General features: G+C 60.4%; 22 protein-coding genes. 13 read left to right on the top strand and 9 right to left on the bottom strand.

Annotated features, from left to right (window positions below):
• Positions 1-13: 13 nt before the first annotated feature.
• The 5 genes from BC363_RS20285 to BC363_RS20265 form a co-directional block, all read right to left on the bottom strand.
• Positions 14-1,486 (bottom strand): FAD-binding oxidoreductase, encoded by a 1,473-nt coding sequence (locus tag BC363_RS20285; RefSeq protein ID WP_065783906.1) that lies wholly within the window; start codon positions 1,484-1,486, stop codon positions 14-16.
• Entirely contained in the window at positions 1,483-3,129 is a 1,647-nt protein-coding gene (locus tag BC363_RS20280) for an ABC transporter ATP-binding protein (protein ID WP_065783904.1), read from the bottom strand. The genes BC363_RS20285 and BC363_RS20280 overlap by 4 nt, the downstream gene beginning before the upstream one ends.
• 1 nt (position 3,130) lies before the next feature.
• Positions 3,131-3,967, bottom strand: coding sequence for an ABC transporter permease (locus BC363_RS20275; protein WP_065783903.1), 837 nt, complete (start codon positions 3,965-3,967; stop codon positions 3,131-3,133).
• An 11-nt stretch (positions 3,968-3,978) separates the two neighbouring features.
• Positions 3,979-4,956, bottom strand: coding sequence for an ABC transporter permease (locus BC363_RS20270; protein ID WP_141690379.1), 978 nt, complete (start codon positions 4,954-4,956; stop codon positions 3,979-3,981).
• 118 nt (positions 4,957-5,074) lie between these two features.
• Entirely contained in the window at positions 5,075-6,652 is a 1,578-nt protein-coding gene (locus tag BC363_RS20265) for an ABC transporter substrate-binding protein (protein ID WP_065783901.1), read from the bottom strand.
• A gap of 368 nt (positions 6,653-7,020) precedes the next feature.
• Here BC363_RS20265 and BC363_RS20260 point away from each other — a divergent pair, with 368 nt between their 5' ends.
• Entirely contained in the window at positions 7,021-7,974 is a 954-nt protein-coding gene (locus tag BC363_RS20260) for a LysR family transcriptional regulator (RefSeq protein WP_065783899.1), read from the top strand.
• Positions 7,975-7,986: 12 nt separating this feature from the next.
• Here BC363_RS20260 and BC363_RS20255 read toward each other — a convergent pair whose 3' ends face one another.
• On the bottom strand, positions 7,987-9,234 hold the full coding sequence (locus tag BC363_RS20255; protein WP_065783897.1) for a Zn-dependent hydrolase: 1,248 nt from the start codon (positions 9,232-9,234) through the stop codon (positions 7,987-7,989).
• 941 nt (positions 9,235-10,175) lie between these two features.
• On the opposite strand from BC363_RS20255, the gene BC363_RS20250 reads away from it, so the two are divergent.
• Entirely contained in the window at positions 10,176-11,441 is a 1,266-nt protein-coding gene (locus BC363_RS20250) for an MFS transporter (RefSeq protein WP_202618590.1), read from the top strand.
• Positions 11,442-11,510: 69 nt separating this feature from the next.
• Positions 11,511-12,149, top strand: a complete 639-nt coding sequence (locus tag BC363_RS20245) for an RraA family protein (protein ID WP_065783895.1) — start codon at positions 11,511-11,513, stop codon at positions 12,147-12,149.
• 27 nt (positions 12,150-12,176) lie between these two features.
• Here the strand turns inward: BC363_RS20245 and BC363_RS20240 are convergent, their stop codons facing one another.
• Together BC363_RS20240 and BC363_RS20235 are read right to left on the bottom strand one after the other, a co-directional pair.
• The gene (locus BC363_RS20240; RefSeq protein ID WP_065783893.1) at positions 12,177-12,569 is read right to left on the bottom strand and encodes a Rid family hydrolase; all 393 of its coding nucleotides are present in this window, start codon (positions 12,567-12,569) and stop codon (positions 12,177-12,179) included.
• A gap of 27 nt (positions 12,570-12,596) precedes the next feature.
• Positions 12,597-13,565, bottom strand: a complete 969-nt coding sequence (locus tag BC363_RS20235) for an ornithine cyclodeaminase family protein (protein WP_065783892.1) — start codon at positions 13,563-13,565, stop codon at positions 12,597-12,599.
• 123 nt (positions 13,566-13,688) lie between these two features.
• Here BC363_RS20235 and BC363_RS36375 point away from each other — a divergent pair, with 123 nt between their 5' ends.
• On the top strand, positions 13,689-13,904 hold the full coding sequence (locus BC363_RS36375) for an ATP-binding protein (protein WP_348272168.1): 216 nt from the start codon (positions 13,689-13,691) through the stop codon (positions 13,902-13,904).
• 179 nt (positions 13,905-14,083) lie between these two features.
• Here the strand turns inward: BC363_RS36375 and BC363_RS20230 are convergent, their stop codons facing one another.
• Positions 14,084-14,500 (bottom strand): MarR family transcriptional regulator, encoded by a 417-nt coding sequence (locus tag BC363_RS20230; protein WP_065783887.1) that lies wholly within the window; start codon positions 14,498-14,500, stop codon positions 14,084-14,086.
• Between the two features lie 154 nt (positions 14,501-14,654).
• Between BC363_RS20230 and BC363_RS20225 the strand changes: the two genes are divergently transcribed.
• The 9 genes from BC363_RS20225 to BC363_RS20185 all read left to right on the top strand — a co-directional run bounded on the left by BC363_RS20225 (position 14,655) and on the right by BC363_RS20185 (position 23,957).
• On the top strand, positions 14,655-15,848 hold the full coding sequence (locus tag BC363_RS20225) for a substrate-binding domain-containing protein (RefSeq protein ID WP_065783883.1): 1,194 nt from the start codon (positions 14,655-14,657) through the stop codon (positions 15,846-15,848).
• A 301-nt stretch (positions 15,849-16,149) separates the two neighbouring features.
• Positions 16,150-17,367, top strand: a complete 1,218-nt coding sequence (locus BC363_RS20220) for an ABC transporter substrate-binding protein (RefSeq protein WP_065783881.1) — start codon at positions 16,150-16,152, stop codon at positions 17,365-17,367.
• A gap of 66 nt (positions 17,368-17,433) precedes the next feature.
• Complete coding sequence (locus tag BC363_RS20215) at positions 17,434-18,300, top strand: urea ABC transporter (protein ID WP_065783880.1); 867 nt, start codon at positions 17,434-17,436, stop codon at positions 18,298-18,300.
• Positions 18,297-19,334: an urea ABC transporter gene (locus BC363_RS20210; protein ID WP_065783879.1), complete on the top strand. Its 1,038-nt coding sequence runs from the start codon at positions 18,297-18,299 to the stop codon at positions 19,332-19,334. Before BC363_RS20215 ends, BC363_RS20210 begins: the two co-directional genes overlap by 4 nt.
• Positions 19,331-20,053, top strand: a complete 723-nt coding sequence (locus tag BC363_RS20205; protein WP_065783878.1) for an ATP-binding cassette domain-containing protein — start codon at positions 19,331-19,333, stop codon at positions 20,051-20,053. The genes BC363_RS20210 and BC363_RS20205 overlap by 4 nt, the downstream gene beginning before the upstream one ends.
• The gene (locus BC363_RS20200) at positions 20,043-20,756 is read left to right on the top strand and encodes an ABC transporter ATP-binding protein (RefSeq protein WP_065783876.1); all 714 of its coding nucleotides are present in this window, start codon (positions 20,043-20,045) and stop codon (positions 20,754-20,756) included. The genes BC363_RS20205 and BC363_RS20200 overlap by 11 nt, the downstream gene beginning before the upstream one ends.
• Positions 20,757-20,805: 49 nt before the next feature.
• On the top strand, positions 20,806-21,105 hold the full coding sequence (locus BC363_RS20195; RefSeq protein ID WP_065783875.1) for an antibiotic biosynthesis monooxygenase: 300 nt from the start codon (positions 20,806-20,808) through the stop codon (positions 21,103-21,105).
• A 30-nt stretch (positions 21,106-21,135) separates the two neighbouring features.
• Positions 21,136-22,638, top strand: a complete 1,503-nt coding sequence (locus BC363_RS20190) for an aldehyde dehydrogenase family protein (protein WP_065783873.1) — start codon at positions 21,136-21,138, stop codon at positions 22,636-22,638.
• 83 nt (positions 22,639-22,721) lie between these two features.
• The gene (locus BC363_RS20185; RefSeq protein ID WP_065783869.1) at positions 22,722-23,957 is read left to right on the top strand and encodes a Zn-dependent hydrolase; all 1,236 of its coding nucleotides are present in this window, start codon (positions 22,722-22,724) and stop codon (positions 23,955-23,957) included.
• The last annotated feature ends 124 nt before the right edge of the window (positions 23,958-24,081 follow it).

Here is a 24,081-nt window from a genome sequence, read left to right as displayed (position 1 = left end):
ATTTCCTCCGAATTCATGCCTCGACACGAGCCGCACCGGCATCGACGAGTTTGCCGGGGTTCATGATATTTTGCGGATCGAGCGCCTGTTTGACCGCGACCATCAGGTCGTGCTCCACCGCATCACGGTAAGTGCGGATAGCCTCGCGCTTGACCCGGCCGAGGCCATGTTCGGCGGAAATCGTTCCGTCGAAGCGATGCGCCAGGTCGTGGACGATTCCACTGATTTCGTGTTCGCGGGCGTGGAAGGCGTCGGCGGAGGCATCCATCGGCTGCACGATGCCGAAATGCACATTGCCGTCGCCCATGTGACCGAAGGCGACCACGCGCGCCCCCACGCAGGCGCACTCGACCGCCTGCGTCGTTTGCCGCAGGAAATCCGGCATGACCGAAAGCGGCACGGCGACGTCGCAATGGATCGACGCCCCTTCAAGCACATCGGCCTCGGCCAGTCCCTCGCGAATGAGCCAGAAGGCCTTGCTCTGCTCGCCGGACGCGCCGATGGCAGCATCCAGCACCAGTTCTGCCTCGAAGGCCCCCGCCAGCACCTCTTCCATCGTGTCGCGCAACGTCGAGCCCTCCTCGCCGGACGAGAACTCCACGAGAACCTGCCAGTCATAGAGGTCGGCGAGCGGAAACCGGGTTGCCGGGAAATGTTTCAGCACCAGCTCGATACCGATGCGCGGCAGCAATTCAAAGGCGGTCACCTGGCCGCCGGTGCGCACCTTGCAGCGCGCCAGAAGCTCGAGCGCCGCATCGAGCGAGGCGACCGCGCAGATCGCCGTTTCCACCGACGCCGGTCGCGGAGAGAGTTTCAGCACCGCTGAGGTGATGATGCCGAGCGTGCCCTCGCTGCCGATGAAGAGCTGCTTGAGGTCGTAGCCGGTATTGTCCTTGCGCAAGCCCCGCAGACCGTTCCAGATGCGACCGTCCGGCAGCACGACCTCAAGGCCGAGCACCAGATCGCGCGTATTGCCATAACGCAAAACGTTGGTTCCGCCGGCATTGGAGGCGATGTTGCCACCGATCTGGCAACTGCCCTCGGCTCCCAGCCGCAGTGGAAACAGCCGCCCGGCTTTTTCCGCTTCTGCCTGCACCGAGGCGAGGATGCAGCCCGCCTCGACGGTGATCGTGTCGTTCAACGGATCAACGGCCCGCACCTTGTTCATCCGCGACAGGTTGACGACGATCTCGTCGCCTGTGCCGAATGGCACCGAACCGCCCATCAGCGAGGTGTTGCCGCCCTGCGGCACCAGCTTGACACCGACCTCGGCACAGATCGAGACGATAGCCGCGACCTCCTCGGTCATCGCCGGCTTCAACAGCAGCGGCGAGGCGCCGCGGAACTGCCGGAGCCAATCAACCGTATGGGCTTCCAGCACATCCGGATCCGTGCTCCAGCCCGACGGCCCGACTACCTGTTTCAGCCGCTCGATGATCTCCGGCGAAAGCGCCCGTGCGGGGGTTTGCGGTGCCTCAAGTTTCATTCGGTCAATTCCTTCACCGCTTCGCGCGGATCCCAGTCCATGCCGGGGATCGAGGCGATCAGGCGTTGCGTATAGGGATGTTTCGGCGCATCAAGGATCTGGGCGGGAGGGCCGCTTTCGGCAACCTCGCCCTTGTGGAGAACGGCGATCCGGTCGCAGATTTGCGCTGCCACCCTCAGATCATGGGTGATGAACAGGATGGCGATGCCCAGCCGCTTCTGCAGGTCCTTGAGCAAGGTCAGCACCTGCGCCTGCACCGAAACGTCGAGCGCAGAGACGCTCTCGTCGGCGATCAGCAGTTCCGGCTCCAGCGCCAGCGCGCGGGCGATGCCGACACGCTGCCGCTGGCCGCCCGAAAATTCGTTCGGATAGCGGTCGAAGGCGGACGGGCTGAGCCCCACCAGCGTCAGGAGTTCGCGCGCCTTCTTCTTGGCTTGCGCCAGCGGCACGCCATTCGCGACCGGACCGTCGGTCAGAATCCGGCCGATCGTCTGGCGCGGATTGAGCGAGGCGAAGGGGTCCTGGAAAACCATCTGGATGTGGCGGCGCAGCGGCCGGAAGGCACCGGCCGACAGCGGGAGGATATCCTGTCCGCGAAACAGCACCTCGCCACCATCGACATCCGTCAGTTTCAGCAGGCAACGACCGAGCGTTGACTTGCCGCAGCCGGATTCGCCGACGATGCCAAGCGTCTCGCCGCGATGCAGCGTCAGGCTCAGATCCTTGATCGCATCGACGACACGCGGCTTCGAGAAGAAACCGCCGCCGGTGCGGTAGGACTTGCGCAGCGAACGGACCTCCAGTAGCGGCGCACCCTCGCGGGCGGCATCCCCGACCTGCGGCGCTTCGCGATGGGGCACAGCCGCGATCAACCGCCGCGTATAGGGATGTTGCGGATGATTGAGAACTTCGGCGGCGATGCCTTGCTCGACAACCTCGCCACGTTCCATCACCACCACCCGGTCGGCAATATCGGCCACCACCCCGAAATCATGGGTAACGAACAGGACGCCCATGCCCTTGGCGCGCTGGATGCCGCGGATCAGTTCGAGGATTTGCGCCTGCGTCGTCACGTCGAGCGCCGTCGTCGGCTCGTCGGCGATCAGCATGGCCGGTTCGAGTGCTAGCGCCATGGCGATCATCACACGCTGGCGCTGGCCGCCTGACAGGCGGAACGGGTATTGATGGCGCAGCGTCGCCGGCTCGGGAAGACCGACATACTCAAGCAGTTCGAGGACGCGCTTTTCGCGGGATGCCTTGTCACCGACATTGTGAACTTCCATGACCTCGGCGATCTGGTCGCCCACCGTCATCAGCGGGTTGAGCGCCGAAAGCGGCTCCTGGAAGATCATCGCGATGGAGCGGCCGCGTTCGCGCTGCAAGGCCGGTTCGCTCATAGCCAGCAAATCTTCGCCCCGGAAAAGGATACGGCCGGCCGACGGTTTCATGTAGCTCGGAAGCAGGCCCATGATGGCATTGGCCGTCATCGACTTGCCGGAACCGGATTCGCCAACGACGCAGAGGATTTCTCCGGCATTGAGGTCGTAGGAGATGGTCTCGACCGCGAATTCCCGGTCGAGATTCTTCGGCAGGGGAATGGACAGGCCCTGCACGCTCAGAAGAGGGGTGTTTGCCGTGTTCATGTCAGCCCTTTCGCCCACGCAAATGCGGGTTCATCGCGTCGTTGAGACCTTCGCCGATCAGGTTGATGGCAAGCACCGTGAGAAGGATGGCGAGACCGGGAAAGACGCTCATCCACCAGGCTTCACGCAGCATGGTGCGTGCGGCGCCGATCATGAAGCCCCAGCTCATCAGGTTGCGGTCGCCGAGCCCGAGGAAGGACAGCGAGCTTTCCGTCAGGATAGCGGTCGCCACCATCAGCGAGGCCGTGACGACGATGGGGGAGATGGCGTTCGGCAGGATCTGCGTCAGCATGATACGCGGCCCCGTCTGACCGATGACGATCGCCGCCTGCACAAATTCGCGCGAACGAAGACTCATGAATTCGCCGCGCACCAGACGCGCCACCGGCGGCCAGGAGACAACGGCAATGGCGATGGTGATCGAGGTGATCGACGGATTGAAGATCGCCACCAGAACGATCGCCATGGCTAGGGCCGGGATGGTCTGGAAAAATTCGGTGAGGCGCATCAGAAGGTCGTCGACCCGCCCGCCATAGAAGCCTGACAGCGCACCGATCGATACGCCGATCGCCACGGCAACGGCCGTCGAGACCACACCGATCAGGAGCGAAATGCGCGCGCCATAGGCGAGACCGGCGGCGATATCACGACCGAGCATATCGGTTCCGAGCAGGTAGGCAGGGTCCTCCAGCGGTGCGAGCAGCGGATCGCCGACGCTTTCCCAGGGGCTGACAGGAAAAAGCACATTTGCAAAGAGCGCGACGAACACGAAGAGAACGAGAACGACGAGTCCGATGAGAGCGCCGAGATTGGTGGCGTAGCGTTTGAAAAAGCTCACGGATTTTCTCCTTAGCTGGTCGCGTCGATGCGGGGATCGACAAGCCGGTACAAGAGATCGGACACCAGATTGACGATGACGACGACTGCGGCGGTAACGAGGAAGACGCCTAGCAGAACCGGATAGTCGCGTTGCAAGAGGGCATCGAACATCAGACGCCCGATCCCCGGCCAGGCGAACACGGTTTCGGTCAGCACCGCACCGCCAACGAGTTGGCCGGCCTGGATGCTGGCGAAGGTGAAAACCGGCAGGATGGCGTTGCGCAACACATGCCGGCGGATGATCTTCGCCTTTGGCACGCCCTTGGCGCGCGCGGTCTTGACGAAATCGAGGTTCATGACTTCGAGCATAGAAGCCCGCGTCAGACGCGTATAGACCGCCGTGAAGAACAGCCCGAGCGTCACCGTCGGCAACACCAGATGATGGGCGATATCGACGACGCGCGCCCAGCCGGTGTAATTCGCGCCAATGCTCTCCATGTCGAAGGGCGGCAGCCAGCCGAGGTTGATGGAAAACACCAGCACCGCCATCAGCGCCACCCAGAAGAGCGGCGTCGCGTAGAAAATCAGGGCGCCGGTCATGATCAGCGTATCGACGGCGCTGCCGCGGCGATAGGCGGCGATCACGCCGAGCACGATGCCGAGGACGAGAGAAAAGATGAAGGCGCAGACGGTCAGAAGCAGGGTCGCTGGTAACCGTTCGAGGATGAGCTGCGCCACCGGCAGATGGTTGCGGTAGGAAAACCCGAGATCGCCGGTCAGTACCCCTTTCAGATAAGCCCAGAGCTGCCAGTAGAGCGGCTGATCCAGACCGAACTGGGCACGCAGTTGCGCGAGAAACTTCTCGTCGCCCGCACCCGCCTCGCCCGCCAGCACCGCCGCCGGATCGCCCGGCGCCAGATGGATGAGGAGAAAGTTCAGCACGACGACGCCGAGAACGACGAAAACCGCCTTCATCAGTCGTTGAAAGAAAAAATCCAAGGTATTCAAAGCATTTCTCCTGGCATCGAACACGTCTGAAAGGCAGCCGCCGACTATCCCTAACTCCGCGCCGGCGGGGAAAGAGACGGGACAGCCAAGGCTGTTCCCGTCCATGTGCGATCGGGCGTTACTTGGCGATCCACGCCTCTTCGAGCGCCTCGTTGAGGCCGATGGCGGAACGCACGAGGCCCTTGACCTTGGACTTGCTGATCGTCGTGTTCTTCATTTCGAGCATCCAGCCGAGCGCCACGTCGTCGGTGGCGATTTTCTGCATTTCGGCATAGGCAGCGGCGGCGTCCTCCGGCTTCACCGCCGAGGCGCCTGCCGCCAGCAGTTCATCGACCTTCGGGTTGGAGTAGCCCTCATTGTTGGCGAAGGGCGTGCCCTTGATGATGTTGGCGGAAAGATAGTGACGTGCGACGCCGAGGGCCGGGTGGCCGTACTGATAGGTGAAGTTGAAGGAGAGGTCGAAATTCCAGTCGGACAGCGCCTGCGACCAGCCGCCGGCGTCGACAGACTGGATCGCCACCTGGAAACCAACTTGCTCGAGCTGCTGCTTCATGTATTCAGCAAGGCGATCCCACTGCGAACCATAGGGCATCGGCATCAGCCGGATCGGCTCGGCGCCCACATTGACGCCCGATTCGGCGATCAGCGCCTTGGCCTTCTCGATGTCGAACGTATAGGTCGGGGTGTCTTTGGTGTAGAACTGGGTGGTCGATGCCAACGGCCCGGTGGCGGGAATGCCCTGCCCGAAGAACACCGTCTTGGCGACGAAATTCCGGTCGATCGCATGCATGACCGCCTGGCGCACAAGCTTGTTGTCGAATGGCGCCTTGCGCAGGTTCATCAGCATGAAGGAGAGCGGCGAATACATTTCCCAGCCGTCCGTCGTCGTTTCGACATCCGGCAGCTTGGCAAGACGCCGAACCTCGAAGCCTTCGACATCGCCGCCGCGCAGCACGTCCACGGTGCCCTGCTCGAAGGCCACCGCGCGCGATGCGGAATCGGGAATGATGCGGAAATAGAGATCATCGAGAAGCGGCTTGCCGGGTTTCCAGTAGTCTTCGTTCCTGACGAGATGGACGTAGGAGCCGCGCTGCCATTCCTTGAACTTGAACGGGCCTGTGCCGATCGGCGTCTGGTTGGCCGGATTGGTGCGGTAGTCGGTTCCGTCATAGATATGCTTCGGCACGACCGGGAACGAACTGACCTCGAAGGCATAGAGGAAGGCGGAGAACGGCGTCTTCAGCTTGAAGACGACCTGATTGGCGGCCGGCGCGGTGATCGATTCGACATAGGTGTTGGCGATATAGCGCCAGCGCGGATGCGCCTCGCGGAGGAACTTGTCGGCGGTGAAGACCACGTCGCCGGCCGTAAAAGGCTTGCCGTCATGCCATTTCACATTGTCCTGCAGGGTGAAGGTATAGGTGAGGCCATCGGCGGAAACCTCCCAGGTCTTGGCCAGCGACGGCTGCGGCGTCAGGTCCTTCGCATAGCTCAGAAGGCTCTGGTAAATCTGCCCGCCGGCGAAAATCGTCGGCCCCTGCGAGTTCAGTCCGAGCATCAGCATCGGCGGCTCCGGCTGGAGGATCATGTTCAGCGTGCCGCCTTTGGCCGGCGTGTCCTGCGCATGCGCGACCGACGTCAAGGCGACGGTCAGCAAGCCCGCAAGGCCAAGGAAATGTTTCGCGTATTTTCGCATTAGAGGACCCCTCACTGTTTTTTTAGGCAGCAGTAGTTTGCGGCCAGTTTGCAAGGCACATATCAGAGTGCTTCGCTCGGTTTGCAGTCCTATGCACTGCTGTGCCTTGGCTGCCACCTTTGAAAGGTTAGGCTGATAATGAAAATCCGTCTAATAGTTAAAATGAATATTGAGAATAGTTTGTGCAACGATAGTATGCGCCTATATATTGACCATTCGGCACAATGCATGAGCAGCGAGATCATGGGCGGTCCGCTTGCCGAATGACGTCGCGCCAGGGACCGATCGGACGCGACAGGCGTCCTTCATTGTCTTTGTCGGCCGGGTTCGGCAATATGTCGGCAACGCATTGACTGGGAGTATTTTTATTGGCCACGCGCTACCCCCGAATTCACAACCTTAACTGGAACCTACTGAGGACATTTCTTGTTATCGTTGAGGAGCGCAGCATCACCAAGGCTGCCGATAAGCTGCTTGTCCGCCAGCCTTCGGTTACCGCTGCGCTTCAAAAACTGGAAGAAACACTTGGATGTCAGCTCATTCAGCGAGACAGCCGCCGCTTTATACTGACGAACCATGGCGAAATGCTCCGCCAGGAATGCATGGAGATCTTCCGCCGAGTCGAGCGTATAGGCGAAAAGCTATCGGCGGATGAAGACGACCTCACGGGCCAGATCAGGATTCAAATCGTCACGCATGTGGCCATGCCCGGGCTGGATCAAGCGCTCCGTCAAATGCGCCGGAGACATCCATCCGTCAGTGTTCGAATTGACGTTGCAAACAGCCAGGATATCGTCCGCGCCATTGCGCAGAAGCAAACGCCGTTCGGCTTTTGCCTTCTGCCAAAACCGCTCGCCGCCCTCGACTGCCGCTTCCTGATGCGTGAGGAGTTTGGCATCTATTGCGGCGCGACCCATCCTATGCACGGACGCACGGACGTCACGCTCGATGAATTGCGGCAGGAAGCCTTTATCGCCTTTGCCTGCAGTCAGGAAGGCGGCGCACTGGAGCCAATGATCGCGTTGCGCGATGGAGCCGGGCTCGGAACATGGACCGTGGGAAGCAGCCCCAATCTTGAAGAAGTCCGCAGGCTGATCGCAGCCGGGTTGGGAATCGGCATATTACCGATTGATACCGCCAAATGCGTCGTGGACCCGGAGCAACTCTGGCTGATCCCGACGCTTAACGGCAGCCTTGGCGCCGATGTCTATCTGGTGACGAACCCCGACATGGAACTCGGCGCCGCCGAAAAGGCGTTCCTGGACATCTTCAACACCGCTTTGTTCGATGCCCAGCAACAGCCGTCAGACGCTCCGGCGTAAGCCGGCGCCCGTTCAAACCCGGTTCGCGCGGCTCAAAACCGCCTGAAGTAACACGTTGACGCCCGGCTCGATGTCGGCAAGCGTCACGTTTTCCGCCTCGTTGTGCGACAGCCCGCCTTCGCAGGGCGTGAAGATCATCGCGGTGGGCAAGTAATCGGCGACATGCATCGCATCATGCCCGGCCTCCGTCTGAAGCTCGAGTGTCGAATAGCCGAAATCCTTTGCAGAGGTACGGACCAGATCCACGCATTCCGCATCGAAACGCATTCCGCCGTAGGACCAGCCTTCCTTGACGACGATCCGGCAGCGTGAACGCGCCTCCAGTTCCGGGATCTGCGCCTTGAATGCGTCCAGCATCCCGATCACGACGGCTTCGTCGGGATGGCGCATGTCGCAGGTCATCTCGACATAGTCGGGAAGTGCGCCGAGAAGATTGGGCTCGGCCCGGATGCGCATTGTCGTCGACTTGCCACCTGTCTGCTGATGCGCCCAACCGATCGCGTCGATGGCCAGCGTTACATGGGCAGCGCCGACCAAAGCGTTGCGGCGTGCCGGCATCGGGGTGGGTCCGACATGGCCCGTCTCGCCAAAGACCTCGATGACGAAACCGCGAACCCCGAATGCGCCGGTGACGACGCCAACTTGAAGTTTGGCATCGTCAAGCCGAGGCCCTTGCTCGATATGCAATTCGAAAAGACTGTCAAACTGGTTTGCCGAGACGGTTTCCTCACCTTTGAATCCGGTCTTGCATAGGGCTTCGCCGAGAGAAATGCCGTCCTTGTCCAGGCGGGAATAGGCAAACTCCGGCGACTTCTGCCCCGTGAAGATGGCCGAGCCGATCATCGGCGGCTCGAAACGGGCACCCTCTTCATTGGTCCAGTTGACGACTGTAATCGGGTGACGGGTCGAGAGATTGTGATCGTTGAGTGTGCGCACGATCTCAAGCCCGGCGAGAACGCCGAGTATGCCGTCGAAACGCCCGCCCCTGACCTGGGTATCGAGATGACTGCCGACCAGAATGGGCTTGGCATCCGCGTCCGTTCCGGCGCGTTCGGCAAAGATGTTGCCGATCGGATCGATGCGAACGGAACATCCCGCCTCTTCGCACCAGTCGATGAACTGCTGGCGCATTAGGGTGTCTTCGTCTGACAGTGCCAGACGCTTCAGCCCGCCTCCAGGCGTTTTGCCGATCTCTGCCGACCGCATAAGAGTCGACCACAGCCTTGCAATGTCGGGACGGATATTGGTTTGACGGATCATAGAACGGCTCACTTCTTCGCATCAGCTTTCACAATTCCTAGCCGCCTTACCGCAATGGTGACTGGAAGCCACCAGTTGCCGCCTCGACGAAGGATTGCAAGTTGGATACTCTAAAAGATCGCCGGGAAGAAATAGATATAAGCAATGCTTAGTATTCGTTCGGCACGTCCGGAGCTGCCACAAAATACGCCAGTCAGCTTCAGCAACGGGCAAATCGCCGAATTTCCCGAAGAGGCCCATGATTGATACCCGGTCATCTGGCACAATCCTCTGCCGTGGTGGGAAAGCTTAAAGCATGTTGCGTGAAAAGGGATTCACGCAACAGCTTTAAGTATTTGTTTTTATGCATGTCTCTGCCCCAAAGCCGCTGCACACTTTTGGACGACATGCATTAGCCACCGGGGGCGTCACTTTAGCTATTGTGACAATTCCTGACTGCTCAAGAGACGAACAATCGTTCGCAAATTAAATGGGCGGCATGCACAACAAATATTCCATTAATACTTCCATCACCTCACACTATGAATGACATCCGTATTTTCTATTTGTCGCACCGCGGTTCGATGGGCATGCTTTCGAAAAAAAGGGGATCCGTTACAGCCGGGCCACGCCTTCTGGGCCTCCGTAAGGTGGCTTATGGAAGCGTCGCGACGCCGTCGATGGGAGATGAAAACCGCCATATTGCCAAAAGCGGCCTTCAGAAGGCTGGCTGCGGACTTGCCGCAAGCTGGTTCATTCTCCCAGGGACGGCGACGAAACATCTCGCTCCGGCATGGCAGGGACGACGTTTCCGGCTGCCGATCGTTGCGTGCTTGCAAAGGCCGGTGCCGCGAAACCCCTACACACTGCTGAGGACCCCCTCATGGTATCGGAAAGGAACTATCGTGGCACATGAAATGCAACTAACCGCTGCTCCAGGAATGGAGAAAGCTCCCGTCAGCATGAAAAGGATCGCTGTCGCAAGCGTCATCGGGACCACCGTCGAGTGGTACGACCTTTTCGTTTTCGCAACGGCGTCCGCGCTCGTCTTCAACAAGGTGTTTTTCCCGAGCTTCGACGCTTTGGTGGGCACGCTGCTTGCCTTCGGAACGTTTGCCTCGGCCTATCTCGCACGCATCGTCGGCGCAGCCCTGTTCGGCCATTTCGGCGACCGGCTGGGCCGCAAGTCCATGCTCCTCTTCTCGCTCGTCATGATGGGTGTCGCGACTTTCGCGATCGGTCTTCTGCCGAATTACGAAAGTATCGGTATCTGGGCGCCGATCCTTCTACTCTCGCTGCGTGTGATGCAGGGCCTTGCCCTTGGCGGTGAGTGGGGCGGCGCGGTGTTGATGTCCGTGGAGCATGCACCCGCAGACAAGCGCGGCGTTTATGGTTCCTGGGTACAGATCGGCGTGCCTGCCGGCACGCTGATCGCAAACCTCGTCTTCCTTGTGATTGCCGCGGTCATGCCGAGCGAAGACCTGGTGTCATGGGGTTGGCGGATACCGTTCCTTGCCAGCATTCTGCTTGTCGCTGTGGGCGCCTATGTTCGGCTGAACACCGCCGAAACACCCTCCTTCGCGAAGGTCAAGACCGAATCCGCGACCGTCAAGGTCCCGTTTTTCGAGCTTTTCAAGAAATCCTGGAAGACCGTGATTTTAGGTGGTGTCGCGACGATGTCGACAGGCTCGTCATTCAATCTGATGGTCGCATTCGGCCTGACCTACGGCACCCAGGCTCTGAACATCACCCGCAGCGAAATGCTGGTGATCGTTCTCATTGCCTGCGCGGCCTGCATCGTTCTTTTGCCGCTGTTCGGTTGGCTCTCGGATCGCATCGGCCGCCGGCCGGTTATCCTTGGCGGCATCATCGCCGAAGCGTTGGTTGCATTCCCGATGTTCTGGCTCATGGACACGCAGACCTTTGCCGGCGCCCTTCTCGCCTACCTGCTGATGATGACCGCCTTTGCGGCGAACTATGGTCCGATCGCTACCTTCCTTGCTGAACTCTTCGGCACCAAGGTTCGATATTCCGGCCTTTCGATCAGCTACATGCTCTCAGGCGTGCTGGGCAGCGCCCTGACGCCGATTATCACGACCTGGCTCCTGTCGGCGACCGGCACAGGATCGTCGGTCGCCTGGTACATGATCGGAACGGCCGTGTTGTCGGGCGTCGCGCTGCTGGCATTGACGGAAACGATCAAGAAGGACCTGAGCAAGTCCCACTGACCGTTTGAAGACAAACCAATAGCGGCGCCGGCCATCATGAGCCGGCGCCCCTTCCATGAGGAGAGTATTGTGAACGATTCCACGACCATCAGCGAAGCCCTGCAATTGCTCGCGGATGTGGAGACCGCAACGATCGGCCATTTCAGCAGCGAAGGGTTCATGGCACCGCAAGTTCAATGCCTGATCGATGACGTGAGGATTGTCGGCCGAGCGCATACGGTGAGCCTGCCTGACGACGATGGCGGTGCTCTCTCTCGCGCGGTGTCCGAGGCGCGGCCGGGCGACGTTCTGGTCATCGAGCGGCTGGATGACGACCGGCACGCCTGCTGGGGTGCTGTCATGACCGCGGCGGCCCGTGCTGCCGGCATCGTCGGCGTGGTCGTTGACGGCTACGTGACGGATGTCGGTGCAATTCGTGCGATGGGTCTGCCGGTCTGGTGCCGCGGGCGCTCGCCGCTGACAACGAAGATACGGGGTGGCGGAACTGTTGGTTGTGAGATCCACTGTGCGGGCGTGCGGGTTCGGCCGGGCGACATTGTTCTTGCCGACGAGAACGGCGTTTACGTCGCATCGCCGCATGAGGCGTTGGCGGCTGCGCGGGAAGCTCTCGTCATCCAGGCTAGCGAGCCCGGCATTGTTGCCCGGATCGATGCAGGAGAGACGCTAGCGGCAATCTACGGCTCACCGACCGCGGCCAGCAACCGGTAGCGATTGGGGATTTTGGAATGGCGTCGCTTATGTTGCAGCAACGCACTCGATCTCGATGTCGAACGGCAACGGCCACGGCTTGATTGCCGCCGACGTTCGCGCCGGAAATCCGTCGTGAAAATAAACGCGATAGATTTCGTTGACGTCCGCCATCAGGTCGGGATCCGTCACGTAGACCGTCGCCTTGATCACCTTGTCCAGCGATGATCCGGCATGTTCGAGCGTGACACGCAACGCCTCGAGCACTGCCCGTGTCTGGGCGCGAATGTCGCCCTCGACGATTTCACCGGTTGCCGGGTCGATCGGCGGCATGCCGCAGGTCATCACCAAATCGCCGAAACGGACGGCTGCGGATGTCGGGGCGCCAAGTCGTCGGATGGCTTCGGATATGACGGGGACATCGATGACTTCTCTTGGCATTCTCAACCTCCAAATCGCCTTCGCCGATCAGGAGATCGAAGACGCTTCATACACCATCGTCGCAGCAGCAAGATCCGCCAAGGCCGTTCCGACCGCCTTGTAGAGTGTGATCTCGCTATCCGACGTGCGCGCAGGAACATCGTTGCGGCACAGCTCATCAAGCGTCGCACGTACCAGATCCTTCGAAAATATACCGGCCCCGATCGGCTGGACCAGATCGCCCGCTTCATGCAGAGCTTCGTGGGTGTCTATATAGACCGAAGACCGCCGCACTGCCTCGTCATCGACCTCGCGCATTGCCGGGGTGAAGCCGCCGATGAGATCAACATGCGTGCCTGGTCGTAGCCATTCGCCCCTGATGAGCGGCACGGTGGCCAGCGTGGCGGCACTGACGATATCGGCGGCGCCTACCGCAGCCTCGAGATTGGCGGCGACCGACGCCTTCAGCCCCTGCCGCTCAAGGTTTTGCACCAGTCTCGCCGCACTGGCTGCATCGATATCCCAAATGTCGATCTGTTCGATCTGTCGCACCGCCCGATAGGCATCGGGAATGAGGCTTGCCACGCGGCCGGCGCCAACCACCAGCAGTCTGCGGGCATCCTTGCGGGCAAGATAGTCGGCGGCCAGCGCCGATGCAGCAACCGTCCGGCGCGACGTGATCGTATTGCCATCGAGAAGCGCAAGCTGTGTACCAGTGTGCCCGTCGTAGAGCATATAGGTCGAGGTCAGGCCGGGCAGATTCCGCGACGTATTCCCGGGAAACACCGTCACGATCTTGATGCCCAGATAGCGTTCCGATCGGTGCGTTTCATGCCAAGCGGGCATCAAAAGTAGCGTCGCATCCGGTTCGCCGTCGTTGGCAATCGTGTGGTGATGTCTGACAGGCACGACACAGCCCTCGGCGAAGGCCCGCCTCAACGTGGCGACCAGCTCACCGAAAGGAAGACGTACGCCCGTGGCCTGGGCGTCGAGAATTCGTATTTGTGCTTCGGCCATTGGAAATTTCCTCAAATATTTGAGAATGCTTTTTCTACAAATAGGAAATACAAATATTTTCAGCTATTTAACAATAGATTCTGGCTATTTTACTGATAGAGATGCCCTATCCGATTTCCGAATATGGGTTCGTCATTGAATGTGGAATCCGTTCTCTTCGGCATTCAGCAGACGCCGGGGTTCAGACGCATGAGATTCGATATGTTGTTGATTTCCACTGCGCTGCTCGACCGGCTTACCCACCACTGCCACATCCTCGAAACCGGAAACGACGCTTCCGCTTCAAGAATAGTTCGGCGCATGAAGCCAAAACCAAAAAGGAGAAAGGCAGGAGCTTGACCCAGCTACAGACCCGAAACATGCATAAAGGGCGGGTCAGTTCTCGGTGGAAACGCCGGGTCAGCTCTCAGTGGAAATCAGCAGCCTGAGACCACAGAGACTTGTAACATTTTGCGTTCAAAAGCCGTTTACGGCTCTAATCTCCACTATGCGCGACTCCTAACGAAGCATCAACTCTTTCAGACGATCTGCTTGATGAAAGTCTCGAGCATGGCCTTCAGACGTTGCGCATCTTCATTGCCATAATTGTCCTCCACCTTTGCTTCGTGCTCCTCAACCCGTTTGTTCTGGGTTGCGAGCATTGAAGCACCTTTGTCGGAGAGGAACATTCGCACTTTGCGGCGATCGGCAGGATCGGGCACGCGGTAGACCAGCGCATCGTGAACCATACGATCAACAAGCTTCGTCAGCGTCGGCAGATTGAGCGCCAGTTCTTCGGCAAGCTTGCCCATCGGAAGACCACCGACTTCGGACAGAACCTTCATCAGCCGCCACTGATCCAGAGACACCCCTTCCGCCGTCAGTTGCCGGCTCAGATGCCTGTTGGCTTGTGCCAACAGGTGCGAAAGATGATCGTTCAGAGAGCGGTCAGCCATGATTCTTTAATCAGCAATTGTTTAATCGGAAACTATATATATAGTGCTTCTAACATGTCGCATAGACCGACAACAACGAAAAGAAAAAAATCACAATCCGCAGGTTGCGGAACTTGTGGTCTGGGGTGGAGCGTGGACGAAAAGGGAGACTACCGTGACGCTCGATTTCGCTCTGGTCGAGACTAAAAATCGTATCTTGATGCGCGCACGCCCACAAGCGCGCAGGCGTTCTATTGCGCTGCTGGATACACTGATTTTGCAGCGAACGGGAGGGCGTGGGCCAAGCCCGCGACATAAGGGACCGATCCGCATAGGCCTTCTTGTGCCATTCCAGGGTGCCGATGCGATATGGGGGCCCTCCTGCCAGTACAGTGCAGTACTCGCCGCTGCTGAACTCAATGAAACTGGCGGCATTTTGGGGCGACAGATCGAGTTGCTCGCTGCCGATGCCGGCGGCAGTCCTCAAGCAGTGGTAGAGCGGGCCCGCGACCTCATCGAACGGCAGGGCGCGGACGCCCTGGTGGGGGTGCATCTCTCGTCCGTCCGGGTTGAACTCGCTCGCGCCCTTGCCGGCCGGGTACCTTATGTCTTCGCGCCCCTGTTTGAGGGCGGCACAGAAACTGAACAGGTCTTCAGCATCGGCGAAGTGCCGGAACGCCAGTTTGCCGGCCCGGTCAGTCATTTCATGGAGCAGCATAACTCCCGCCGCTGGTTCCTGGCAGGCAACGACTATGTCTGGCCACGCGCCTCCCACAATTGGGTCCGCGACTTCGTCGCCAGACGCGGCGGCGAAGTCGTTGGCGACGAATATGTCGGTCTTGGCCATGACACCACCCATCTCATCGACCAGATCGAGGCGGCCAATCCCGATATCGTCTTCCTCTCGCTGGTCGGGTCGGAATGCGTGCCGTTCAACCGCATGTTTGCAGAACGTGGTCTGTCGCGTCGCATCATCAGGCTGTCTGGCGCCATTGAAGAAAACACGCTGATGGCCATTGGCGCGGAGAACACTGAGAACCTGTTCTGCGCTGCCGGCTATTTCAGCGCATTGGAAACGCCGGAAAACCGCAACTTCCTCAAGCGCTATCGTGACGCCTTCGGCGTGACCGCGCCTGTGCAGGGCGTGCTCAGCGAAGCCTGCTACGAGGGCTTGCGGTTCTTCGGTGCTTTGACGGCACGCGCAAAATCACTCGATCTCGACATCCTCTCGCAAGCCTTCGAGGGCCTGACCTTTGAAAGCCCCCGTGGGGTCACCACGGTGCGCAACGGCGTGGCAAGAGGGCCGACCTACCTCGCCCGGGCCGACGGCACCGAATTCGAGATCCTGCGCAGCTTCAGCAACGACTGAGCGCCTGGCAGGCCAACACTCAAATGCTGAAAACCAGGCACGCGGTCAGCCCCCGCAGTCCTTCGCACGCCTGGCCCGGAGCGATCTGCCCTGCCCATATCCGTCGGAAAAACAGTCTAATGTGATTAAATTACAGTGCTCCTGCAAAAATAGTTGAAAAAGAAAATATTGAATATATAAACATATCGATCGCATGAACTTCGCAGAAATTCCCCCGGGCACTCAAGCCCAGGCCGGCAGGCCGTCGTCTGCCGCAGCGGATCCGTGCGTCCAGAAGACTGAAAAACAAGAGGGTGAACACATGAAAATCAACAGACGCCTTTTCCTTGGCGGCACCGCAGTCGTGCTCACAACACCGTGGGTCAGTCGCGCATTCGCAGCCGACGACATTACCATTGCCAGCATCTATGACCTGTCCGGCGGCCTTGAAATCTACGGCCAGCCGATCGACGCCTGCCTTGACCTTGCCGTTTCCGAACTGAACGAGGCCGGCGGTCTCTTGGGTCGCCAGATCAAGGTGCAGAAATACGATCCGCAGTCCAACATCCAACTCTATACCCAGTTCGCAACCGAAGCCGCGACCAGCGTTCAGGCATCGGCCGTCTTCGGCGGCATCACCAGCGCCTCTCGCGAAGCCATTCGTCCGATCCTCGGCCGTTACCAGACGCTCTATTTCTACACGCCGCTTTATGAAGGCGGCGTTTGCGATCGCAACACCTTCTCCACCGGTTCGACGCCGTCCCAGACCATCGGTTCGCTGATGCCGTTCGCGGTCAAGAATTTCGGCAAGAAGGTCTATGTGCTGGCAGCCGACTACAACTACGGCCAGATCTCAGCGAAATGGGTCCGCGACTACACGACCCAGGCCGGAGGCGAAGTCATCGCGGCCGAATTCTTCCCGCTCGACGTCACCGATTTCAGCGCCGCAATCCAGAAGATCCAGCGCGAGAAGCCGGATGTCATCTACACGCTGCTGGTCGGCGGTAATCACATGTCCTTCTTCCGCCAGTGGGCGGCAGCCGGCATGGCAGGCCAGATCCCGATCGTTTCAACCTCGTTCGGCGGCGGCAACGAGCATATCGTGCTGACGCCGGCCGAATCCGATGGCGTCATGGCGGCCTTCGGCTACTTCCAGGAAATCAAGTCGCCGACCAACGAAGCCTTCGTCAAGCGCTATCATGCCAAATTCAGCGACAATGCGCCTTACGTGACCGAGCACGCATCCTCGACCTACAACGCCATCCACCACTGGGCAAACGGCGTCAAGAAGGCGAACACACTCGATCGGATGGCCGTTATCGAAGCCATCGAAAGCGGCTCGACCGTCAAAGGCCCGGGCGGTCCCAACACGATCGACCCGAAGACGCATCACTGCGCCACGGATGTGCATATCGGCCGGGTCAAGAACCACAGCTTCGAGATCCTCGAAAGCTACGCGAACCAGCCGCCGGCCGACACAGCCGCCGTCTGTGATCTGATCCAGAACCCGAACGACAACCAGCAATACGTCATCCAATAAGCGGCGGACCAGCGTCTCCCGGAATGCGGCCCATCCGCATCCGGGACCTCGGACGGGATAGAACCAGTGGATTATTTTCTTGTTGTGCTGCTCCAGATCGTTGGAGCGGTCGGCAATCTTGCGCTCATCAGCGTGGGACTTGCCGTCATCTTCGGCATGATGCGGGTGATCAATCTCGCCCATGGCGAGTTCATCATGCTCGGTGGTTTCACCGCCATCTTCAGCGCCCAGTCGGGCATCAATATCTGGATAGCCATGCTGGTGGTCGCCCCGCTTAGCGTGGCGACCCTGGGTGTCGTGGTCGAACGGCTGATCATGCGACGGCTATATGGCCGTCTGGTCGACACGATGCTGGCGAGCTGGGGGCTGAGCCTTCTGCTGATCGGCCTTGCGACAACATTCTTCGGCAACCGTGTGGTCGGCATCGCCGCGCCGGTCGGCAGTTTCCGCATCGGGGACTATAGCCTCGGCGCCTATGATTTCGTGCTGACCGCTGTCGCAGTTCTTGTCTTTGCCGGCGGCTATGTGCTGCTGCGCTTCACGTCCGCTGGCCTTGTCGCCAGGGCGACGATGCAGAACCGTGAAATGGCGTCCTCGCTCGGCATCGAACCATCGCGAGTCTATGCCGTGACCTTCGCGGTCGGTGCGGGCCTCAGCGGCCTTGCCGGCGGCCTGCTTGCCCCGATTTCCGGGGTGCTGCCGACCATGGGCGTTGCCTATGTCGCCAAGGCCTTCATCACGGTGATCACCGGGGGCGCAAGCGTCATCACCGGCACGGCGCTCAGCGCGGTGCTGCTCGGCGGCATCAACACCGTCTCCACCTGCCTGACGACGCCGGTGATTGGCGATGTCGCGCTGCTTCTCGCCGCCACCATTTTCCTCCGCATCCTGCCGACCGGCATCACCGGACGCATCTTCAAGGGGGCACCATGACCTTTCCGGCCCTTTTCCGCGCCAGCAGCACGCATGTCGCTTTCGCAGCGATCGTCACGATTGCCGCCATCCTCATCCTGCCGGCGACCGCACCGCTCTACACGCTGATCAATATCACGCTCTACATGTCGATGGGTGTCTTTGCCCTCAGCCTCGCACTGCTCTGGGGCTATGGCGGCATCCTCTGCTTCGGCCAGTCGGCCTTCTTCGGCCTTGGCGCCTATGCCTATGCGATCGCCGCCCTTAATTTCGGCGACACGACACTGGCGGCTGTCTTTGCCATTCTGGTACCAGCGCTGTTTGCCGCAGGCCTTGGCTATTTCCTGTTCTACGGCCGCCTCAGCGACGTCTATCTCGGCGTCATAACGCTGACCGTCACCCTCATCCTGTTCAAGCTGATCAACAGCACCGGCGGCGATGCCTGGCGGATCGGCATTGCCCGGATCGGCGGCTTCAACGGCATTCCCAACACGCCACTGTTGGCGCTGCCCATCACCAGGATACCGCTCTCCCCCGCACAGATGTTCATGTTCGCCAGCGGCGCCCTGTTTTTCACCTACGCGCTGTGCAAGGGCCTGATCGCCACGCCCTTCGGCCGCGCCGTCATCGCGGTCCGGGAAAACGAGATGCGGGCGGAACTGCTCGGCTACAATGCCCGTCGCCTCAAGCTCGCCGTCTTCGTCATCTCTGCGGCCATTGCCGGCCTCGCAGGCCTGCTGTTTGCCAACTCGGTCTTCGTCAGCCCGACCATGTTTAGCCTCTCCATGGCGGCGCAGGTCCTGATCTGGGTCGTCGTCGGTGGGCTCGGCACACTGTTCGGCCCGGTCGCCGCCTGTATTGCCCTGCAGACCGCCACCGTGGCGCTTGGCAAGCTCGGGCTGATCGATCCCAATATCGTGCTGGGCGTGGTGCTGATCATCTTTGTCGTCTTCGTGCCCGGCGGCATCCAGCCGGCTTTGACGAGCCTTACCCGGCGTCTCTTCGATGCGGATCGCATTCCTGCAACCTTCCCAGCCGAGGAGGCGGCACAATGAGCGACTATCTTCTCGAGGCGCAGGATGTCGCCATGCATTTCGGTGGCGTGAAGGCGCTCGACGGCGTTGATTTTCGCCTGAAGAAGGGCGAGCTGCGCTGCCTGCTCGGCCCCAACGGCGCTGGCAAGACGACCTTCTTCCGCTGCCTCACCGGCACCAACAAGCCGACCCGCGGTCAGATCCTGTTCAAGGGTCACGACATCGCCGGCCAGGAAAGGCATGACATTGCCCGGGCCGGCATGGGGGTGAAGACACAGGTGCCAAGCCTTTTTGACGGCCTGACCGCGCATGAGAATCTCTGGCTTGCACTGAGGACCGTCAAGAACCGGGCAAACCGTGAGGAAAAAATTGCCGATGTCATGGAGCGCGTCGGCATTTCGGCGCTGCGCGACGGCCTGCTTGGCCGCATGGCCCATGGCCAGCGTCAGTTGGTGGAGCTTGCCATGGTCGTGGCCAGCGATCCGGATCTTGTGCTGCTCGACGAACCGGCAGCCGGCATGACCGACAAGGAGGTCGAGCGGCTTGCCTCGATCATCCGGGACCTGAACCGGACGCATACCGTGGTGGTGGTCGAGCACGACATGCACTTCATCCGCATGATCGCCGATCAGGTCACCGTTTTCCACCAGGGCCGAATTCTCACCGAAGGCCATGTCGAACAGATCCTCGCCGACCAGACCGTGCGGGATGTCTATCTGGGGAAAAGCTATGTCGCGTGAACTTCTGGCCACGAAGGATCTTCGCTCGGGCTATGGCCGAATCCCAATCTTGTTCGGCATCGACCTGTCGATTGCCGAAGGGGAATTCGTCGGCATTCTCGGCCATAACGGCATGGGCAAGTCGACGCTGCTACGCACGCTGATGGGCCATATTCCGGCAACCGCGGGGACCGTCACGTTCAATGGCCAGGACATTGGCCGCGCCTCCGCCGCCGCCCGCGCCCGCGCCGGTATCGGCTACGTGCCGCAGGGCCGGCAGATCTTTCCGGCGATGTCGGTCATCGACAATCTGCGCGTCGGCGCCGCCCACAAGAGCCAAAAGGACGCCATGGCAATCATCGAGCAGGTGATCGAGGAACTGCCGCGCCTGAAGCCGGTCCTGACACGCTCCGGCGGTGTGCTGTCGGGTGGCGAACAGCAGATCCTGGCGCTAGCCCGCTGCCTCTGCGCCGAGCCGAAGCTGATCCTGCTCGACGAACCGACCGAGGGCATCCAGCCGTCCATCATCGAGGAGATGAAGGACACGCTGAAGGCGCTCGCCACGGCCCGCAATCTCTCGATCCTGCTGGTAGAGCAGAACCTCCAGTTCATCAGTGATCTCTCCTCTCGCGTGCTTGTCATCAAGCGCGGCCAGCTCTCCGGCGAGATCGATCCGGCCCGACTGCACGACGCCGACCTGACGGGAGAATTCCTGCCCGTCTGATCCCATTCCTCCGTCCGACCCTATTCCGAACTCATCCAACGAGGTCACCATGATTACGATCACTGCCATTATCCGCGTCCGCCAGGGTTATGAACAGACCATGGCCCAGGCCCTGCTCGAGGTTGCCGAACATGTGCGTGCCAACGAGCCTGATACGATCGGCTTCCACATTTCGCAGGATGCCGCCGATCCTTGCCTGTTTGGCACCTATGAGCGCTTCACCGATCGCGAGGCAATGGACAAGCACAACGGTTCCGAGGTCGTCGCGCGTTTCTTCGGCATCGCAAAGCCCATCCTGGACGGCGACGTAATCCTGATCACCGCCAATGAGATTTCCGCCAAGGCTTGAAGGCCAGGCAAGAGAGAGGAAAGTTCCGACATGAACGCACCTGTGACCCTCAAGCGCCTCGGCGCCGATGCGGCTCGATTTGTGGCCAAGGAAAAGAAGCTGTTCATCGATGGCCAGTGGGTAGCGGCGCTCGGTGGCAACACCATCGAGGTCATTGACCCGGCCACGGGTCAGGTCTTCGACCGTGTGCCAGACGGTAGCGCAGCAGATATCGACCGCGCCGTCGCTGCCGCGCGCCGCGCCTTTGATGATGGTCCATGGTCGACCATGTCTCCGAGCGAACGCGGCAAGCTGGTCTGGCGTCTCGGCGACCTCGTCGAGAAGTATGCCGACGAACTGGCGGAACTCGAAGCGCTCGACAACGGCAAGCCGGTGACCGACGCCCGCAACGGCGACGTCGCCTTTTCCTATGAACTGCTGCGCTACATGGCCGGCTGGAGCACGAAGATCTGCGGCCAGACCATCCCGCTTTCCGGCGGCGCGCCCTTCCATGCCTATACGCTGCGTGAACCGGTCGGCGTCTGCGGCCAGATCGTGCCGTGGAACTTCTCCTTCATGATGGCGGTCTGGAAAGTGGCGCCGGCGCTGGCCGCCGGATGCACCATCGTCCTGAAGCCGGCCGAGCAGACACCGCTGACTGCCCTGCGTCTTGCCGAACTGGTCGAGGAAGCAGGTTTTCCGGCGGGCGTCTTCAATGTCGTGACCGGCTACGGCGAAACGGCGGGTGCTGCGCTTGCCGCCCATCCGGATGTCGATAAGGTCGCCTTCACCGGTTCCACCGAGGTCGGCAAGAAGATCCTCGATGCAGCCAAGGGCAATCTCAAGAAGGTCTCGCTGGAACTCGGCGGCAAGTCGCCGATGATCGTCTTTGCCGATGCCGATCCGGACGTCGCGATCCCGGCGATTGCCTATGGCATCTTCTACAACATGGGCCAAACCTGCACCGCCGGTACGCGCCTCTATGTGCACAAGGACATTTCCGAGACCATCCTTACTGGCTTGAAAGCCTTTGCCGAATCCATGCCAATCGGCGTCGGCCTCGACCCCAAGACCCAGATCGGGCCGTTGGTCTCTCAGGAGCAGTTCGAACGGGTCAGCGCCTATGTGCAGGCAGGCCTCGACGACGGCGCAAAGCTCTATTGCGGCGGCAAGCGCACGGGGACGGAAGGCTATTTCCTCGAGCCGACCATTCTGACCGAAACCACACCGGATATGTCGGTGGTCAACGAAGAGATCTTCGGACCGGTCCTCGTCGTCGCCACCTTCGACGACGACGACGGTATCGACGCGATCGTCAGGCAAGCGAACAACTCTATCTATGGCCTAGCCGGCAGCGTGTTTACCCGCGACGTCAGCCGCGCCCACAAGGTGGCGAAGAAGCTGAAGGCCGGCACGATCGGCGTCAACACCCACCATGTGATCGATCCGGCCCTGCCCTTCGGCGGTTTCAATCAGTCCGGCTGGGGCCGTGAACAGGGCTACGAGGCGATCCTTCTCTATACCGAAGTGAAATCGGTGGGCATCGCCCTCTGACTGTGAAGAGCACTGCGGCGGCCATCGCCGCCGCAGTCTGACCATGGCCCGCAAATCGGGCGCAAGACGAAAGAAATGGTGACATGCAAAATCTGACGATCAATGGTGACCGCCTTTGGCAGACCATCATGGAGACGGCTGCCATCGGCGCGACCCTGGATGGCGGCGTGCGCCGCCTAACGCTCTCGCAGGAGGACAAGCAGGTACGTGACTGGTTCCGCGCGCAATGCGAGGCGCTCGGTTGCAGCGTTACCATCGACTCCGTCGGCAACATCTTTGCGCTTCGCCCAGGCCGCAAGGCCGATGCCCTGCCGGTGGCGATCGGCAGCCATCTCGACACCCAGCCGACCGGTGGAAAATTCGACGGCATCCTCGGCGTTCTCGCCGGCCTCGAGGTGTTCAGAACGCTGCATGAAGCCGGCCACGAGACGGAACAGCCGCTGATGCTGGTGAACTGGACCAATGAGGAAGGCAATCGATTTTCGCCCGCCATGCTCGGCTCCGGCGTCCATGCCGGCGTCTTCGACCAGGCCTTCGCCGACAGCCGCACCGATATCGACGGCGTTTCTTTTGCAGACGCGATCGACGCGATTGGCTATCGCGGTCAAACCCCGATCGGCGAAACTCGCTTTGCAGCCATGTTCGAGCTGCATATCGAACAGGGTCCGATTCTGGAGCGGGAAGATATCGACATCGGCATTGTGACCGGCGTGCAGGCGATGCGATGGTATGATCTTCGTATTACGGGCCAAGAAGCCCATGCGGGTTCGACGCCAATGGACATGCGGCAGGATGCGCTTGGCGATGCGGCCACCATCCTCCTTGCGGCGCAGGAAATAGCCCGCAAGCTTGGCGGGCTGGCTACGACGGGGCAATTGGCCATTGCGTCACCGTCGCGCAATGTCATTCCCGGAAATGTGACGCTCAGTCTCGACTTGCGGCATGAGCACGACAAAGAGCTCGATCGCCTTGAAACCGAGGTAGTAGATTTCATCAAGAAACGCTGCGGCGATCGGGCAGAGCTTGTGACCATCTGGAACAGCCCAGCCGTTCGGTTCGATCCCTCCTGCCTCGACGCCATCAGAGCCGGAGCACGGCAGACAGACACCGGTACCCGCGATATCGTATCCGGCGCGGGCCATGATTCAGTCAACGTGTCCAAGGTCGCGCCCACAGCCATGATATTCATTGCCTGCAAGGATGGGCTTAGCCACAATCCGGCAGAAAGCGCCAGCAAGAGCGATTGTGCCAAGGGAGCCCAGGTCCTGCTTAATGCGATCTTGCTGCAAGCCGGGGATGGTATGCAACTCAAGCGCTAATGTGAAATATCAACTGACGAACTATCATCAGAAATGCTCTTCGGGCGGGCACGCCGGTGAAAGCCATCAGTTCGGATGTGCCAACCCGATCCCTTCCGCTTCGTGTCGCTTCACTGGCATTTCC

The organism is Ensifer sp. LC384 (genome assembly GCF_001695865.1).
In the GTDB taxonomy this organism is placed as follows: Bacteria; Pseudomonadota; Alphaproteobacteria; order Rhizobiales; family Rhizobiaceae; genus Ensifer.
Note: the sequence above shows the minus strand (reverse complement) of the source record. Positions and strands in the feature narration are given on the sequence as shown.

Bases quoted from the DNA above. Each gene is read 5' to 3' on its own strand.
- BC363_RS20200 (WP_065783876.1), top strand. From the start codon at position 20,043: ATGTCGCGTGAACTTCTGGCCACGAAGGATCTTCGCTCGGGCTATGGC.
- BC363_RS20250 (WP_202618590.1), top strand. From the start codon at position 10,176: ATGAAAAGGATCGCTGTCGCAAGCGTCATCGGGACCACCGTCGAGTGG.
- BC363_RS20280 (WP_065783904.1), bottom strand. From the start codon at position 3,129: ATGAACACGGCAAACACCCCTCTTCTGAGCGTGCAGGGCCTGTCCATT.
- BC363_RS20240 (WP_065783893.1), bottom strand. From the start codon at position 12,569: ATGCCAAGAGAAGTCATCGATGTCCCCGTCATATCCGAAGCCATCCGA.
- BC363_RS20235 (WP_065783892.1), bottom strand. From the start codon at position 13,565: ATGGCCGAAGCACAAATACGAATTCTCGACGCCCAGGCCACGGGCGTA.
- BC363_RS20230 (WP_065783887.1), bottom strand. From the start codon at position 14,500: ATGGCTGACCGCTCTCTGAACGATCATCTTTCGCACCTGTTGGCACAA.
- BC363_RS20185 (WP_065783869.1), top strand. From the start codon at position 22,722: ATGCAAAATCTGACGATCAATGGTGACCGCCTTTGGCAGACCATCATG.
- BC363_RS20205 (WP_065783878.1), top strand. From the start codon at position 19,331: ATGAGCGACTATCTTCTCGAGGCGCAGGATGTCGCCATGCATTTCGGT.
- BC363_RS20285 (WP_065783906.1), bottom strand. From the start codon at position 1,486: ATGAAACTTGAGGCACCGCAAACCCCCGCACGGGCGCTTTCGCCGGAG.
- BC363_RS20265 (WP_065783901.1), bottom strand. From the start codon at position 6,652: ATGCGAAAATACGCGAAACATTTCCTTGGCCTTGCGGGCTTGCTGACC.
- BC363_RS20195 (WP_065783875.1), top strand. From the start codon at position 20,806: ATGATTACGATCACTGCCATTATCCGCGTCCGCCAGGGTTATGAACAG.
- BC363_RS20255 (WP_065783897.1), bottom strand. From the start codon at position 9,234: ATGATCCGTCAAACCAATATCCGTCCCGACATTGCAAGGCTGTGGTCG.
- BC363_RS20220 (WP_065783881.1), top strand. From the start codon at position 16,150: ATGAAAATCAACAGACGCCTTTTCCTTGGCGGCACCGCAGTCGTGCTC.
- BC363_RS20190 (WP_065783873.1), top strand. From the start codon at position 21,136: ATGAACGCACCTGTGACCCTCAAGCGCCTCGGCGCCGATGCGGCTCGA.
- BC363_RS36375 (WP_348272168.1), top strand. From the start codon at position 13,689: ATGGGTTCGTCATTGAATGTGGAATCCGTTCTCTTCGGCATTCAGCAG.
- BC363_RS20210 (WP_065783879.1), top strand. From the start codon at position 18,297: ATGACCTTTCCGGCCCTTTTCCGCGCCAGCAGCACGCATGTCGCTTTC.